We start from the raw sequence: 15,551 nt of genomic DNA, 5'->3' as shown, positions 1-15,551 counted from the left end.
TTTGTGACAGACTAGCGCTATAAATGTCGAAAAGTCAGGATACTTATCATACACAGTAGCTAGAGCAGATTTTTCCTGAGCGCTCAAGGTGAAAGACCATGCAGAAGTGGCTTTCTTAGAAACCTTGAACAGAATAGCCGACTTACTGCTATCACTTTCCACTAAGTATATTGACTGGTGTATTGCAAAAGCATGGGTGATGGTAATCCTGCATCCATAGTTAATTAACCTTAAGAACGCTGCACCGTGTAGAAAATCCCGATCGTTAATCATACAGACAACGCGCTAACAGTCGATTTATCCGATGGTCGTACTATTTCTGTTGCTTGATCTTGGTATCCTCGGCTGTTACACGGTACACCGGGCCGCGATGTCTAATCAAACCAGGATTTCTGTTAGATTAAACAAACTCACCTCGTTACGGCAATTTCTCTCGTAACAAAAGCCAAGCTTTGAGTTCTTCATCCAAAACATATTTATCACTACTCGCGAGTGCTGCGATAACTTTCAACCGATTTTTAAGCTGTCTTAACTCTCGTATTTCTTCAATAGGAAGCGTTTGCCAATTTCCAGCCTTTTGTTCCACATCTTCCCGCGAATCTTTGATATTATCCCAAAACCATTGTAGGATTAAGTTCACGTCCAGAACTGAATCGTTGGGAACTATTCCGTATTTTGCGATCGCCCCAGCCCGCAACATCATTGAAGAAATCCTCACCGATTCCCCACTACCCGGTTTTTTCTGTTCCGCCGCTTCTGCTAGTCGATCGTAAATTGCGGTTGCTACTTCTGCCCAAGTGCGATCGAATAAACCCGCATTATTTTCACCTTTTCGAGCCTTCGCAGACGAAACATCGGCTAACAACAGCCAGTTAAAGTCTTGTGGTACGGTGGTTTGAGCCGATAATGTATTTTTCACCCAAGCCAGTACGGATTTACGATTTTGTTCGAGGATGCGATCGATCGATACTGTCGGGGGAGATTGAGTCATAATCAAATAGGCGATCGGCATGAAGTAGCAATTACTGTTTGCATTCACAATCTCACTGGCAATTTTTTAAGCAATTCATTAACAATAATTTGAGCGATCGGACTATTTTGAGAAAGAATTTGCAAGCGTTTTAAAACATCAAGACTCAGATCTAAATTTTCTTTGGCTGCATCGATCGACCTTAAAGAATCTGCTGCGGTGAGGGTAAGCTCATCATCCGGTGTCTCAAGCATTTCTAGCAACAACGGAATTGCTTGTTGGGAGTCAGCATCGGAAATAATTTCGGCGCAGCGCAATTGCCATTCTTGGGGGCGATTGTACCAACAAGATTTGAGTTCTTCCCAATCAGCAGGTGTCAGTTTTTGCACTTGTTCAACAGCATATATAACACCATGATCTGACCAATTATCCGGCGAGAATTCCTGGTTTAAATATTCATCTAGCTGTGCGAAAGTCATCTGAGTAACTCCTCGTCAAAAATTAGTTGTTGGTATGCCACCAGTAGGGTAAGAAGATATCACGTTTCCGATCGAGTCCTTGATTACTTCCCACTCTACTCCATCGACTGTTTGCCTGTGCAACGTAGCACCCTGAGTATTCGTATTAACAGCAATGGTGCTAGCAACTTGCTTAGTTGCATCGATTATTTTTTCATCACTCCAACTGTCAGGCGCAAAAGTAGACCTCCGCTTTTTCCGGGAAAAAGTGCCATCAGGAAATCGTTTGATTAGATCGAAAGCTGTTGTTGTACTATCTGGATTATTGGTAAGAGAAGCAAATATAAAATCTGGACTGGTTTTGATTTTCGGTGAATGCGCTCCTACTATCCTATCCGAGTTGGCAGGGCGACGCTCTCCATAGAGGATTTTTTGTTCCATTTCGGGTGATAGTTGCTGGGGAATTCCAGAACTACCACTAGAGTTTGATTGCATTGAGTGTGTGGCATTGCTAAAACTAATGTTCAGATTAGTGGGTAATGTCGTTATTGGCAATCAGGGCGATCGCTTTAATAGTTACACTTCTGTAAAGCCTTCATACATTATTCTAACTTTTTATTTAGCGATCGCGACTTCCGCTAGATTATCGCGGTAGGGTGCGTCGCGATAAGATATTTGTCAATACCCGGAATTGCCACAGCCACGCACCCTACGACTACTCAAAACACAAAAAATAGCGCCTGAGTTCCCCCAGACGCATAGCATAAAATCAACAAATTGTCAACCCTAACCTAACCGTTCAAAGCCTCAGCACCGCCGGAAACTTCCAGAATTTCCTGGGTAATTGCCGCTTGCCGCGCCTTGTTATAAGTCAGCGTCAAACTACGGATCAAATCACTAGCATTCTCACTAGCATTATTCATCGCCGTCATCCGTGCAGCCAACTCGCTAGCAGCAGATTCTTGCAATGCCCGCAGCAATTGGTTGTTCAAATACAAAGGCAAAAGAGCCTCCAGAATTTGCGCCGGATCTTGCTCGAAAATCATGTCCCGTGGCAAACTCTTCATAGGTGAAGTAACCTTCTCCCGCGATACTTGAAACTGTCCGCCTTGCGATGTCAGGCGGAAGATTTCATCATCGGGAGTTTCCAAACCTTGAGGGTCGAGGGGCAGCAAGGTTTGAATTACTGGACGCGAACTAATTAGCGACACAAACTTAGTGTAAACTAGCTCAACTCTATCTACAGTTCCTGACAGGAACAAAGACAGCAATTCATCAGCAATTAGCGCTGCTTCCGGTGCTGTCGGAATTTGTTCCAAGTTCATGTAAGTCTCTTTAATCGGCTGTTCGCGGCGCTGGAAATACTGAGTAGCTTTGCGGCCTACTAACACGAATTTGTACTCTAAGCCTTCAGCTTTGATTTCCTTGGCGCGATTTTCGGCGTATCTGATGATGTTGTTGTTGTAGCCGCCGCACAAACCCCGATCGCCCGAAACAACCAAAAGTCCCACTGTTCTGACTTCGCGTTTTTTCAGCAGCGGCAAATCCAGGTTTTCAAACTGCAAGCGTTCTGCCAAACCGTATAATACCTCTGCGAGGCGATCGGCAAAAGGTCGAGTAGCAGTCACCTGTTCTTGAGCGCGGCGCACCTTAGCAGCAGCCACCAAACGCATCGCTTCTGTAATCTTTTTAGTGTTCTTGACCGACTTAATGCGATCGCGAATAGTTTTCAGATTTGCCATAAATTTCTCCTTTTTCCTTAGCTTTTATTTCTGAGTTCTTAGTTCCCAGCCATCAGTTTTAAGTTGGTAATTTTTTAACGTCTTTACTTTAGCTTCCAGTCATCAATCATCAATCATTAGTTACTTAACCAATAACTAATGACTGATGACTGATGACTAATGACTGATGACTAATGACTAATTACGCAGAAACCAAGAAACTTTGCTTGTATTCCGCAATGCCTTCTTTCAGCAGCTTCTCAGCTTCATCAGTCAAGGCCTTTCCGCCTTGAACGATTTCGCCGTACTTCGGCTTGCTAGTCCGCAAATAATCGCGCAAACCAACAGTAAACTTGGTGACTTTTTCCACAGCGATATCATCCATGTAGCCGTTAATACCGGCATAGATGATAGCCACTTGTTCGTTCATCGGCAGAGGCGAACTTTGGTCCTGTTTCAACAGTTCCCGCAAGCGTTGACCCCGCGCCAATTGATTCTGAGTAGCTTTATCCAAGTCAGAAGCAAACTGAGAAAATGCTGCCAGTTCTTCAAACTGCGCCAATTCCAATTTCACCTTACCGGCTACTTTTTTCATTGCCTTAGTTTGAGCCGCAGAACCTACCCGCGATACCGAAATACCGGGGTTTACTGCTGGACGCAAACCAGAGTTAAACAAGTCAGAAGAAAGGAAGATTTGACCGTCGGTAATCGAAATTACGTTGGTAGGAATGTAAGCAGAAACGTCACCAGCTTGGGTTTCGATAATTGGCAAAGCTGTCATGCTGCCTTCGCCCAAATCGTCGCTCAATTTAGCAGCGCGTTCTAGCAAGCGAGAGTGCAGATAGAAAACGTCTCCAGGATATGCTTCACGACCCGGAGGACGGCGTAGCAACAAGGACATTTGGCGGTAAGCCTGTGCTTGCTTGGAAAGGTCATCGTAAATGACCAAAGTGTGCCGGCCTTTGTACATGAAATACTCGGCTAAGCTAGCACCGGTGTAAGGTGCTAAGTATTGCAGGGTGGCGGGGTCGCTAGCGTTGGCTGCTACGACGATTGTGTAGTCCATCGCGCCGTTTTCTTGCAAGACGTTGACGATGTTAGCTACTGTAGAAGCTTTTTGACCGATCGCCACGTAAACGCAAATTACGTTTTCCGATTTTTGGTTGATGATTGTGTCGATCGCGATCGCAGTTTTGCCTGTTTGGCGATCGCCAATAATCAATTCCCGCTGTCCTCTTCCCACTGGAATCATCGCATCAATAGCGGTAATCCCTGTTTGCATCGGTTCGTAAACAGAACGGCGAGAAACGATACCAGGTGCCGGAGATTCAATCAAGCGAGTCTCAGTAGTTTTAATTTCGCCTTTGCCGTCAATGGGACGCGCCAAAGCATCAACTACCCGTCCCAACATTGCTTCACCAACGGGAACTTCAGCAATTCTGCCAGTAGCAGTAACTGCGGAACCTTCTTCAATGCCGAGGCCTTGGCCCATCAACACTGCACCCACGTTATCTTGTTCGAGGTTCAGTGCGATGCCCACGGTGCCATCGGCAAATTCTAGCAATTCGCCGGACATAGCTTTATCCAAGCCATAAATCCGCGCAATGCCGTCGCCTACTTGCAAAACAGTACCGACGTTAGAGACTTTTACATCTTGGTCGTACTGTTCAATTTGCTGGCGAATAATGCTGCTAATTTCGTCAGGTCTGATTGCTGCCATGTTAATTATTATGTGTCAGTTGTCAGTTGTCAGTTGTCAGTTGTCGGTCGATGTTTTCCGCAAGTCAAGAATTGGGATTCGATCGCCAGGATGGGGAACTAACTAATCTCAAACACAAATTAATTCCCTCTTCCCTCTTCCCTCTTCCCTCTTCCCTCTTCCTTCTTCCTTCTTTCTTCTTCCTTCAATTAAGAATTCAAGCGAAGTCCCAGACGGCGCAATTGTCCCCGCAGGCTGGCATCAATTACTTGAGAGCCTACTTTGATTACCACACCGCCGATTAAATCTGCGTCAATTTTGGTTTCAATTTCTACGCTTCGAGCGCTGACCATCGCCTGCACCTTCTCGCGAACAGTCTGCTGTTGAGCATCTGAAAGCGGGACTGCCGATGTAACTTCAGCCAATACTGTTTGGTTGAGTTCTCGGAGCTTTGCCAAGTATTGTTGACCAATTCCTTCTAAAAAAAGAATTCTTCCTTTGTCTACTAACAGCTTCAAAAAGTTGTGCATCAAGGGGTTCATTTCTTCACCCGCTATTTGCTTAATCACGGCTTTTTTAGCATCAGCTTTAATCAGCGGATTAGCTAAAAATTGACGCAAATCTTCGGAACTTTCTAGTAGGCTAAGCAAAGAACGAATGTCTTCGCCGAACTTCTCTGAGAGATTGCTGGACTGAGCCAGTGACATCAAGGCAGATGAGTAAGGCTGTAAGACTGCTGTGCTAACGATACTCACTTTTTAGCCTCCCAGTAACGCAATGCTGCGATCGATTAAGTGGTTTTGGGCGTTTTCGTCCAAGCTAGCTTTTAACTGGCTTTCCACCTTTGCCATTGCCATTGATACGACAGCAGATCTCAGTTGGGCGATCGCTCTTTCGCGCTCCGCTTCCAACTCTTGACCTGCTGTTGCTTTCATGCGTTCAACTTCCTGCGCCGCTTGAGTTAGAATTGCTTCTTTTGCCTTCTTTGCGGTTTCTTCAGCCGTGGCACGAATTCGTGCCGCTTCTGCTTGTGCTTCAGTCAATTTTTGCTGTTGCTCTGATAGAGCTGCTGCTGCATCTTTTTGGCGTTTTTCTGCTTCTCTAATCGCCTCTTCGATGCCCGATCGCCTCTCAGTTAGGATTTTACCTAAAAAGCCGCGCCCGAAATAAAACAGCACTGCAATAATAATGACCAGGTTAATCAGATTGGTTTCTAAAATATCGAAATTGAAACCGAAACCACCTTCGCCGCTAGCTTCTGTGGCTAGCAATAAAACAGTCCCCATGATACTCTTCCATAATTGCGCGTGCAGATTTGGTGAACCGACGTTAAATTTAAGATTGCATCCACAATCTCAAACTTTTCGGTCTCGCTATTTGACCAGCGACGGCCCTAATAGCTTTTCGAGAATTTGGTGGCCCAGAGCATCTACTTGTTGCTCTAGCGAGCGCATAGCTTCTTGCTTTTGCTGCTCGATTTCTTGTCCTGCTTTTTCTCGCGCCACTTGAGCTTCTTGTTGAGCCTCAGCGACTTTTGCTGACCCAATTTTTTGAGCCTCAGCTTGAGCCGCAGCAATTACTGATTGAGACTGCTTGCGAGTTTCTCCCAGTTTATGCTCATACTCCTGCGCTAGTTGCTGAGCCTTTGCCAAGCGTTCTTTGGCTGCGATTTGGGTGTTCCGAATGTAATCAGCGCGATCGTCAATTGACTTGCTGAGCGGCTTGTAAAAAATTACATTCAAGACTGCGACGAGAATTAAAAACTGCACCGCCATCAGAGGCAGCGTAGCATCTAAATCAAACAGTCCCCCTTCCTTTGCCGCTTCTTCAACTGCTAGTAATACTGTCCAGTGCATCATGATTTTTTGACGGCTTCCATCTAATTCGCTTAATCGAATTTAGACTTGAGATTTTGGATTAGAATAACCCTCCAAAACCTCAAATCTAAAATTTCAAATTATTATGCGAAGGGGTTGGCAAACAATAGCACTAGGGCTACGACCAAACCATAAATTGTCAACGCTTCCATAAACGCCAAACTCAACAGCAAGGTGCCGCGGATTTTGCCTTCTGCTTCAGGCTGACGAGCAATACCTTCTACAGCTTGACCTGCTGCATTTCCTTGACCAATACCAGGGCCGATTGCGGCTAAACCTACTGCCAAAGCGGCGGCGATTACGGAAGCGGCGGCAACTGTTGAATCCATGATGATTTTCCTTATCTAAAGTACAAAATTGAGAACAGAAAGTCTACAGAATTGTCCGATGTCACGGCAGTAATTTTGAGGAGAGAAAATTTTATTTTCCTCTTTCATCCTGTGCCATTTGTCGTTAGTTAATCGTGATGTTCTTCGCCGTGACCGCCTTCTAGAGCTTCACCAATGTAGGCTGCGGCCAAGGTAGCAAAAATCAAAGCTTGAATTGCACTCGTAAATAGTCCCAGAACCATCACTGGCAAAGGAACAAATAAAGGCACTAGCAACACTAGCACTCCGACCACCAATTCGTCAGCAAGAATGTTGCCAAACAAACGGAAACTCAGAGACAGAGGCTTAGTGAAATCTTCTATGATTTTGAACGGCAGCATGAAAGGCACCGGTTCCACATAGTGGGCAAAATACCCCAAGCCACTTTTGCTGAGACCTGCATAAAAATATGCGAGAGAAGTCAGCAGTGCAAATGCTACAGTCGTGTTGATGTCAGCGGTAGGAGCTCCCAATTCGCCTGATGGCAGCTTAATCAGCTTCCAAGGAATTAGAGCGCCAGACCAGTTTGACACAAAGATGAACAGAAATAATGTACCAATAAACGGTACCCAAGGGCGATATTCTTTTTCACCAATTTGGTTTTTAGCCAAGTCCCGAATATATTCCAGCGCATACTCCATAAAATTTTGCATTCCGCTGGGAATTCTTTGGATTTTGCTGGTTCCTAAAAGGGAAACTATGACTAAAACAGCAATTACAAACCACGAGGTTATAAAAACTTGCCCGTGAACTTTGAGACCGCCAAGTTGCCAGTACAATTGCTGGCCAACTTCCAATTTGGCGAGGGGGAAACGATTAAAGGTGTTTAGAACGTCAAGCATTGCCATTCAACGGGCTTCCCCATACAAATCGATGAGTTGAGTTGTGCTCTTCTTCCCTGATCTACCTGTAGTCTAGTGCTAATGCACTTCGGATCACGTAAACCATCAGCGCAGCTTTGTAAGTCAGAAATCCCAAAAATATCGGTAAAATCTGTAGCTGATTCCACTGTGTTCCTACTATCATCACCGCGAAAAACAGACCTAACCTGGTCTTGCTGATGCGTTGATTTTCGCTGCCGATTCGTTCAACATCTCTAGCCAACATCTTTAAGTAAACCACACCTGTGCTTGCCCCTAGCAAATAGTTGAGGGCAATGTTGAGTGAGTAAAAAATCCAAACGGAGATAAAAATAATCGCCGTAAAAGCAAGGGTATATGCCAACAACTCTTGTTGGAGGCGATAAAAATCTTGCATGGGATTGCTTGTCTCGGACGATGCTGTCGAGACTGTCTCGACAGTGCCAGCTTGAGGAATATCCTCGTTGGCTGGTGTGGGTTCGGTGGGTGTGTTTTGCGTGTTCACGAAGCTTAGAAACTAATGCAGGTAGCAGGCGAGTGCTTTGCAAACTCATGAAGAATCATACCACGCTGCGGTAACAATACTTAAAATAAAATTAATTATATTTTGGGAATTTGGTGTCGGGCGATTCGGAAATCTTCACTGGTTAAATGTCCGATCGCCCTTTCTCCACATCTCCCACCGCCCGATCGCACTTTCTCGCACATTGGTCTCAGGATATCTCACTAAGTAAACCTCACTTAGTGAGATACTCAGAGGTCGATCGGGCAAATCCATTAAGTTAAGATGAGGAGGGCGGGTTTAGCCTGCATAAACTGCCTGATGGCATAGATCTCGGCTAAACCCGCCCCTATAAGATATTATGGGTTTTTCCGCCGATCTACTTAGCTGACTCTGCGCCCTCTACGGTCAAATAAAACCCGATCTCATTCAATCACCTTAAACTCTTGCAGCGCCGGGATGAAGTTTTTATTCTCGTGGCTCGATCGACTAAGCTTAATTAAAGCAAATCGCTCGATCGCGTCCAAAGCCTTCCATTGTGCCAAAGTAATAGTCAAATCAAACTCTTGGGCTTTGGCTGTCACAGATTCTGGTATGGTTGCAGCATCCATCCAGGGCGGATTTAGGTCGATCGCCAAATCAGTTCCAGATTTACCAGTATGTTTGATTAATACTTGGTTTAGCTGTTCTCGATATTCGATAATTTCTGCACTTGTCAAACAAGGAAGCTCTACAATTGTTTGGCGTTCTGTTTGAGTAAAATGATTCCAGTCTTGCAACTTGAGTTTAATGCCACAAGTATCTAACTTGAGGCGTACTTGCATTGGCATGCAGCGCAGCGCTTCTACAAAATCGGCTTCAAATTTAAAGAATGTCATAAATATATGGATTTGCCAATTAGATTTTTATTAACCGCAGAGGGCGCAGAGAGCACAGAGTAAGAGAAGAGAGAGAAATCGATGCTGTTTTTTTGCTTTCTATCAATAATTGCAGAAAATTGAATCAGGATTTATACTTAGGTAATATTATACAGTATTGACATGAATCCCGTAGACTACCTTCGGATTAGCTTGATAGACCGCTGCAACTTCCGCTGTCTCTACTGTATGCCAGAAGGTAGCGAGTTGGACTATGTATTGCAGCAGCAGTTGTTAACCCACTCGGAATTGCTAACTCTGCTGCGGGAAGTTTTTATACCCGTGGGATTTACCAAGTTTCGCTTGACAGGAGGGGAACCGCTGCTGCGGCCTGGGGTGGTGGAGTTGGTAAGGTCGATCGCATCTTTTCCCGAAACGCGAGATTTGTCAATGACAACCAACGGATTTTTGCTCGCCCCAATGGCAGAAAATCTCTACAATGCAGGTTTGCGGCGGATTAATATCAGTTTAGATTCCTTGGAACCGGAGACTTTTGACAAGATAATTGGCAGTCGCGGACGTTCTCGGTGGAAGCAAGTTTGGGAGGGAATTCAAGCTGCTTATCAAGCAGGATTTGACCCGCTGAAATTGAATGTTGTGGTGATTCCCGGCGTGAATGACGGCGAAATATTGGAGTTGGCAGAGTTAACAATTAATCGCAATTGGCACGTTCGTTTTATTGAGTTTATGCCGATCGGGAATGGCGACTTATTTGGCGACAAAGGTTGGGTAGCATCAGCCGAATTGCGGCAACAAATTGATCAAAAATACGGGTTAGCCGAGTCGGGAGTGCGCGGAAACGGGCCGGCGGATGTGTTTCAGATTCCGGGGGCGAAGGGTACTTTAGGATTTATTAGTCAGATGTCGGAGTGTTTTTGCGATCGGTGCAACCGGATGCGTTTGTCTGCTGACGGGTGGCTGCGGCCTTGTCTGCTGAACGAAACGGGGCAAATTGACTTGAAAACTGCTTTACGGAATGGGGTGTCTACGGTTGAATTGCGCGATCGAGTGCGGCACATATTAGAGATTAAACCGGAGATTAATTTCAAGCAGCGGGATTCGGGAACTACTCAAGGGAATTATAGCCGCACAATGTCTCAAATCGGCGGCTAATTATCTGATTATGCTGCTGCTGTAGCTGGTACTGGCGCGCATCTGCCTAATTTTTCCCAATCTGGTGTCACAGGCTGATAAGCGCAATAACATACAACAATTCGCTGGCTGGTATCAAAGGATGAGAATTGGTTGATACCGGTGACAACCCAGTCGCCATCACGTCCATGAGTAATGCCACTGCTGGTTTCTGGTTCCATTTGAGCATACTCGCGGATGCGATCGCCCACTTCGGGCAAAACCCCAGAACTGTCCCACTCTTCATGTAGGATATCTGTCAAAGAACTTCCCGGCATCAACTGACGGTTTTCCCATCCAGTCGCGTCCATAGACTCAGATTTGTAAACAATCCAGGTTTCATTTGTCATTGTCGGTTTCTCCTTGTGAATTTTCTGGAGGTGCAAATGATGTCTGCTGACCGTAGAAGACGCAATCTACTTTAAGAATACTGTTTGGAGTCTTCCTGATTGTCTTAAGTTGCCAAAGGATGTCACCAATAACTTTTTTAGTGTTGTAAATAATCCTGGTTTGTTGAGGTCAGTTACTAGCTGTAGGGTGCGTCGCCGTCGAAAATCCCTAAAAAAAGATCGACAATCTCACAGCGACGCACCTCACAAACAGGGTTGAATAAACAAAACCAACACTTTTGTTGTAAAAATTTGACAAATTGTATTATTTTAGATTTGATATTACCCGAAGTTAGTAACTGAAATTTGTGAGGTGCGTCAGTTTGTAGATTGCCGATTTTTAGCAGGAATTATGGGAACTGACACACCCTACGACTTAACTATAGCCGCACAATGTCTCAAATTGGTGGTTAAAACTCCCCTCCCAAGACTTGTCGGGCCGTCAAATTCAACTGCGGGAACGTCGGAGAGACAAGTGTTTGTTCCCCTTGAAACACCCCAACTTCCACATACTCACCCGATTCTAGTCGGAGTACGATTATCATCTGTTCTTGAGGGTCAGCAATCCAATACTCAGGGATGTTGCGCGCGGCATATTGCGATCGTTTAGTAATGTAATCGCGATCGCGCCCAACTCTACCGGGACTAACTACCTCAACTACCAATTGAGGGGGTGGCATATCAAGGGTGATAGTTAGCCTAGATGCTGTCAGCAAGATGTGTTCGGGCCGCAAAATCACCAAATCGGGGTAACGGTTAGCTGCGTCGCCCTCGCGCAGGATCGGAACCTGGATTTCGCACATATGTGTTTTGATACACCGCCAAGGGATGCCACTATTGACGAGGACTAAAAACAGATAGCTGACAATGGCGTTGTTGGGTTCGGATTCTGGCGGCAATATTACTAACTCTCCGTCAATTAGTTCGTAGCGGTTGTCGGTGTCGTCCTCGTAGGTGAGGTACTCTTCAAAGGTAAGTTTTGGCTTGTGGGCTTGTATCATCTTTTACCTTCCAAGATTGTTATTGTTATTAAAATAATTACACATCCGGGGGAAGCGGCGGTCGCAGTGATTTTCATTGAATTAACAAGCTGGGTAGCACTGTCCGATCGACACGGGGCGATCGACTCGACACTTGCCACGGCTGACATGGGTGGCACGGCTCCAAAAATGCAGGAGAGACGCGCTGTTGTGCGGTTTTGAGGTGATTGATTGGTGACGACAGGCACGGCTTGCACAGTCGCACCATAAGGACTGCTACGGCTCGGACTGTCGCACTGGTACGGCTGGCATGGTTGGCAAGTTTTGCGATCGTCTCGCTGGCACGTCTGGCACGGTGGGAGCGGTGGGAGCGGTGGGAGTGTTGCGGGTCTAGCGCGGTCGGTCGGAGCGGTCGGAGTTTTGGCAAGGTTGGCAGGGTCTAGCTTTTTTGCGTCACAGATGTAATGTAAAGAGTTGATGTTTAAGTATTTTTTCGGTTGACGCTGAATTAAAAAATAAGTTAAATAGAAAAAGGTAATTATTTCACACTAGGGAAAATAAACAATGTTTAAACGTTTAATATCTGTTATCCTTGCTCTAGTCTTAGTTTTAGGATGTATGGAAAAGCCTGCTTATGCCTACTCTGAAGTGATTCCCTTGATGAATCTTGAAGGTAGTAACACTGGCAGCCTAGTTGCTATAAGTTCGGCAGTTGTAGAGGAAGCTATCACAAACGAGCTTGTAAAGCCTGCTGTCGAGGCAGCAGTTGCTTATTTTACTGTAGTTGCTATATGTATGGGTGCTGATACTCTTGCCGCATCAGTTTTCCCCCCTGCTGCTGCTCTATTACCCTATTGCTCTGGTGTGGGAGGAGCATTTGCAGGTGGTGTTGCTGTTGGAGAAACACCTGTCAAAGGAGTTGTGAAAAGTGTTTTCAACCTGGCTAGATAGTGTTTATTTAAGCTAAATCTTAGATTCTATTTAAACTAACCCACTAATTTAATTAGTGGGTTAGTTTTATATTTAACCTTAGTAGCTTTTAACATTATGAAAAAACATATTTATGAATCAAATACAAACCCGCCCCACACATAGTGAAGCGGTTTTTTTCAGATGTATCCTTAGTTAAAAACGCTATTCCATGTTGCGATTAATTCTTTGAAATGGTTGTACATAATTCTTATTAGCTCTAACCCAGCAGCGATACCTGCCCATAGAATGACTTCCAACCCATAGCCAAGGTTTCCCCCGTCGGTCAAGAAAAATTCCAACCGCATCAAATTTTTCTCCATTTGGTATAACCCTATTAACGGGCGAATTAAGTATATCCATTTGGTTACTATCACCTGTTCTATCTTCGCAGCGAACATTCAAACCTTCAGGATCTACGACTTCCCACACAAAAGGCATGACTCCACTATTTCCGTTGACTATGCGGTAGTCTCCATTTTTGTCAGCCGCTGGATATGGGTCGGAATTTTGAACTTTGAGCAATGGGGTAGCGACGCTTTGATCACAAAAAGAAGGTAAAAAAACTCCGGCAGTGAAGATTAGACCAATCACAAGATTTTTGAACATAAGATTGCCTACCAACTCATAAATTCTATTTACATATAGTTTTATCGTAGTTGCGATACGTTTGTACAGATATGCAGTAGTAGACGTTTGAAGCTCTTTATCAGGAAATTAACCTATGAGGTTTGGTGGCACGGTCGGAGCGGTGGAACAGTCAGAGCGGTCGCAGTGGCTGGCACGGCTGGCGCTTGCTGGTACGTCTGGCGTGTTTGTTTGGGGGCGTTATTGGCTGGCACGGTTGGAGCGGTGGCATGGTCGGACTGTTGCGGGTCTGGCGCGGTCGGTCGGAGCGGTCGCGGGGTGTGGCTAGCTTTTTTGTTTCAAATGTCGAGATGTAAATGGTTGATGTTTTTTAACAAATTTTTTATAGTATAATGTACTTAATTACGTTACTCAGGAAAATTATGACTCAAGAAAATACATCTGTTTCAGTTGAAGAAAATACACCTGTTTCAGTCGAAGAAAAAATCCAGATATCATCACATTCAGACGTGTTGTTAATCTTACTGATAAATATTGCTGATGATTTTGTAGGTAAAGTGAACATAAATATTACACTTTTTGTTCAAGGTTTAATTGTTAGTGGGGTGTTGATTGGTGAGAAACCGTATTTTGAGGGTTTATATAACGTTGTAAATTCATCATTTTCTAGTTTTGAGGAACGGGAAAAAGAGGTAGAAGCATTTTTGACGAATTATAAATCTTTGTGTGCAAAGTTATCTGGCAATCAGAAAGAACAAAATCAATTAAGAAATATAGAATACATACATCTAAAAGATGTTCATTTTTATTCTGGTAATACTACAATACCAAACAATAGTAGTCCTTATTGGAGAGGAGATTTAAACCGTGTTGATGGATTCTGTCTAAGAAATTTATCTACACCGTAATAGTTTTAAATTCTATACAAAACCAGCCACATTTAAGTTGTAGCGGGTTTTGTTTAATGTTTTTCTTATTTAGGGCTTGCTGAATAGAACTAAAAGCTATGACTGCCAAGGGTTTCAAGATTTTTAAACACAAAAAAGTGCAAGGTTATGACGTTTTTCGGCTCAAAATCCTTGGATTTCGGTGGAAAATTGTCGAGTAAATTTGGGAACCCATCTCCGAATCTCCCATTTTTCAAGCTGTTTGGCACCTAGATTCGATTTGTGGGCTTTTTCAGCAAGCCTTATTTAACGTTAGATGAGTGTGCAGAAATAGATTTGCAGTGGTTGGATATTCAAATTCATTGAAAAAATCCTGAAGCATTTATAGCTTCTTGATGTGACTCTTTTATGGCGTATACAAAAGCGCTGAATTTGAGGCGATGGTCTGAAAGTCCTTCAACAAACGCCATATGCGCCACATATACAACTTTCAAGCAATCCTCATTGTTTATGTAATAGCCTTCATCGGGGGCTAGCCAGATATGCTCTCCGACTGTTGGAATACGTGCGAATTCACACGAAAAGTTAGATATCGTATTGTTATTAGAGTTTCGGATATATACCAAAACTTTTACGGTCATAATAGACTCCTTCAGTGGCTTAACTTATAGTTGTATCGTAGTTGTGATACGTTTGTAAAGATATCTTTTTTAAAGGTTTGACGCTCTGGGTCAGGAAATTACCCTTTCCTGATTTAGTAAAGTAACGTGCCTGATATTAGTTGGTCTTCTTAACTGGTTCCCAGGCCTTAGCCTGGGAACCGAGATCCAGAGGCTCCGCCTCGCTAGCGGATAAAAACAAAAATAGGAGGCAGAGCCTCATGGAATGCGTTCCCAGGCCTGAGCCTGGGAACGAGCAAACACCTACGCTTTGCGCTTCCGACGGCGAATCAGCACACTCATCACTTGCTTCGGATTGGCTGCACGCTGTACGGGACTCCAATCGCCGACTTCGGCAAATCCCAGGCGGTACAAGGTGAGTATGGTTTCCCTGACACCCTTGGGCGAACCTGTCACCGTTACACACACCACATCCTGTTCCGATTCTGCTGCTGAGTCGTCATTTGATCGTGCAAATTTGTTGTCGTCAGGCAAGAATTCCTGTGACATAATTATGTTCTCCTGGTTTTTGGTTTTCTAGAAAAACCCAAAAACCCAGCCGCCCCGCATTTCAAC

At 44.5% G+C, this 15,551-nt stretch carries 21 protein-coding genes; 4 read left to right on the top strand and 17 right to left on the bottom strand.

Annotation, left to right across the window (positions count from 1 at the left end):
• Positions 1–418: 418 nt before the first annotated feature.
• The 12 genes from QUB66_RS13325 to QUB66_RS13270 form a co-directional block, all read right to left on the bottom strand.
• Positions 419–1,039 carry a hypothetical protein gene (locus QUB66_RS13325; RefSeq protein ID WP_332968026.1) on the bottom strand — a complete coding sequence of 207 codons (621 nt, stop codon included), beginning with the start codon at positions 1,037–1,039 and terminating at the stop codon, positions 419–421.
• A complete protein-coding gene (locus QUB66_RS13320) occupies positions 1,036–1,449 on the bottom strand; it encodes a hypothetical protein (protein WP_332968028.1) in 414 nt (137 codons plus the stop codon). Before QUB66_RS13320 ends, QUB66_RS13325 begins: the two co-directional genes overlap by 4 nt.
• Positions 1,450–1,464: 15 nt before the next feature.
• Complete coding sequence (locus QUB66_RS13315; RefSeq protein ID WP_332968030.1) at positions 1,465–1,923, bottom strand: EndoU domain-containing protein; 459 nt, start codon at positions 1,921–1,923, stop codon at positions 1,465–1,467.
• 296 nt (positions 1,924–2,219) lie between these two features.
• Complete coding sequence (locus QUB66_RS13310) at positions 2,220–3,170, bottom strand: F0F1 ATP synthase subunit gamma (protein WP_265233918.1); 951 nt, start codon at positions 3,168–3,170, stop codon at positions 2,220–2,222.
• Positions 3,171–3,351: 181 nt separating this feature from the next.
• Complete coding sequence (gene atpA, locus QUB66_RS13305; protein ID WP_265233917.1) at positions 3,352–4,869, bottom strand: F0F1 ATP synthase subunit alpha; 1,518 nt, start codon at positions 4,867–4,869, stop codon at positions 3,352–3,354.
• A gap of 188 nt (positions 4,870–5,057) precedes the next feature.
• Entirely contained in the window at positions 5,058–5,603 is a 546-nt protein-coding gene (gene atpH, locus QUB66_RS13300; protein ID WP_332968033.1) for an ATP synthase F1 subunit delta, read from the bottom strand.
• A 3-nt stretch (positions 5,604–5,606) separates the two neighbouring features.
• Entirely contained in the window at positions 5,607–6,134 is a 528-nt protein-coding gene (locus tag QUB66_RS13295; RefSeq protein WP_265233915.1) for a F0F1 ATP synthase subunit B, read from the bottom strand.
• Between the two features lie 87 nt (positions 6,135–6,221).
• Positions 6,222–6,707: a F0F1 ATP synthase subunit B' gene (locus tag QUB66_RS13290; RefSeq protein ID WP_265233914.1), complete on the bottom strand. Its 486-nt coding sequence runs from the start codon at positions 6,705–6,707 to the stop codon at positions 6,222–6,224.
• Between the two features lie 101 nt (positions 6,708–6,808).
• The gene (gene atpE / locus QUB66_RS13285; RefSeq protein ID WP_242717122.1) at positions 6,809–7,054 is read right to left on the bottom strand and encodes an ATP synthase F0 subunit C; all 246 of its coding nucleotides are present in this window, start codon (positions 7,052–7,054) and stop codon (positions 6,809–6,811) included.
• Between the two features lie 128 nt (positions 7,055–7,182).
• Positions 7,183–7,941 carry a F0F1 ATP synthase subunit A gene (gene atpB, locus QUB66_RS13280; protein WP_265233913.1) on the bottom strand — a complete coding sequence of 253 codons (759 nt, stop codon included), beginning with the start codon at positions 7,939–7,941 and terminating at the stop codon, positions 7,183–7,185.
• Positions 7,942–7,996: 55 nt separating this feature from the next.
• Positions 7,997–8,458 (bottom strand): ATP synthase subunit I, encoded by a 462-nt coding sequence (locus tag QUB66_RS13275; protein ID WP_265233912.1) that lies wholly within the window; start codon positions 8,456–8,458, stop codon positions 7,997–7,999.
• A 422-nt stretch (positions 8,459–8,880) separates the two neighbouring features.
• The gene (locus QUB66_RS13270; protein ID WP_332968037.1) at positions 8,881–9,333 is read right to left on the bottom strand and encodes a nitrate reductase associated protein; all 453 of its coding nucleotides are present in this window, start codon (positions 9,331–9,333) and stop codon (positions 8,881–8,883) included.
• 162 nt (positions 9,334–9,495) lie between these two features.
• Between QUB66_RS13270 and moaA the strand changes: the two genes are divergently transcribed.
• Positions 9,496–10,485 (top strand): GTP 3',8-cyclase MoaA, encoded by a 990-nt coding sequence (moaA, locus tag QUB66_RS13265; protein ID WP_332968039.1) that lies wholly within the window; start codon positions 9,496–9,498, stop codon positions 10,483–10,485.
• Between the two features lie 8 nt (positions 10,486–10,493).
• Here moaA and QUB66_RS13260 read toward each other — a convergent pair whose 3' ends face one another.
• Both QUB66_RS13260 and QUB66_RS13255 read right to left on the bottom strand, forming a co-directional pair.
• Positions 10,494–10,853 (bottom strand): hypothetical protein, encoded by a 360-nt coding sequence (locus tag QUB66_RS13260; protein WP_332968041.1) that lies wholly within the window; start codon positions 10,851–10,853, stop codon positions 10,494–10,496.
• A 449-nt stretch (positions 10,854–11,302) separates the two neighbouring features.
• Entirely contained in the window at positions 11,303–11,893 is a 591-nt protein-coding gene (locus QUB66_RS13255) for a Uma2 family endonuclease (protein WP_332968043.1), read from the bottom strand.
• Positions 11,894–11,959: 66 nt separating this feature from the next.
• Between QUB66_RS13255 and QUB66_RS13250 the strand changes: the two genes are divergently transcribed.
• Together QUB66_RS13250 and QUB66_RS13245 are read left to right on the top strand one after the other, a co-directional pair.
• On the top strand, positions 11,960–12,094 hold the full coding sequence (locus tag QUB66_RS13250; RefSeq protein ID WP_332968045.1) for a hypothetical protein: 135 nt from the start codon (positions 11,960–11,962) through the stop codon (positions 12,092–12,094).
• Between the two features lie 342 nt (positions 12,095–12,436).
• Entirely contained in the window at positions 12,437–12,823 is a 387-nt protein-coding gene (locus QUB66_RS13245) for a hypothetical protein (RefSeq protein ID WP_332968047.1), read from the top strand.
• Between the two features lie 183 nt (positions 12,824–13,006).
• Here QUB66_RS13245 and QUB66_RS13240 read toward each other — a convergent pair whose 3' ends face one another.
• Entirely contained in the window at positions 13,007–13,450 is a 444-nt protein-coding gene (locus QUB66_RS13240) for a hypothetical protein (RefSeq protein WP_332968048.1), read from the bottom strand.
• A 401-nt stretch (positions 13,451–13,851) separates the two neighbouring features.
• Here QUB66_RS13240 and QUB66_RS13235 point away from each other — a divergent pair, with 401 nt between their 5' ends.
• On the top strand, positions 13,852–14,337 hold the full coding sequence (locus tag QUB66_RS13235; RefSeq protein ID WP_332968050.1) for a hypothetical protein: 486 nt from the start codon (positions 13,852–13,854) through the stop codon (positions 14,335–14,337).
• 338 nt (positions 14,338–14,675) lie between these two features.
• Here QUB66_RS13235 and QUB66_RS13230 read toward each other — a convergent pair whose 3' ends face one another.
• Together QUB66_RS13230 and QUB66_RS13225 are read right to left on the bottom strand one after the other, a co-directional pair.
• Positions 14,676–14,957, bottom strand: coding sequence for a hypothetical protein (locus tag QUB66_RS13230; protein ID WP_332968052.1), 282 nt, complete (start codon positions 14,955–14,957; stop codon positions 14,676–14,678).
• A 282-nt stretch (positions 14,958–15,239) separates the two neighbouring features.
• Positions 15,240–15,485: a hypothetical protein gene (locus QUB66_RS13225; protein WP_265233903.1), complete on the bottom strand. Its 246-nt coding sequence runs from the start codon at positions 15,483–15,485 to the stop codon at positions 15,240–15,242.
• Positions 15,486–15,551: the final 66 nt, after the last annotated feature.

It is taken from the genome of Microcoleus sp. A2-C3, assembly GCF_036706065.1.
Classification (GTDB): Bacteria; Cyanobacteriota; Cyanobacteriia; order Cyanobacteriales; family Microcoleaceae; genus Microcoleus.
This window is presented reverse-complemented; position numbering and strand designations above follow the sequence as displayed.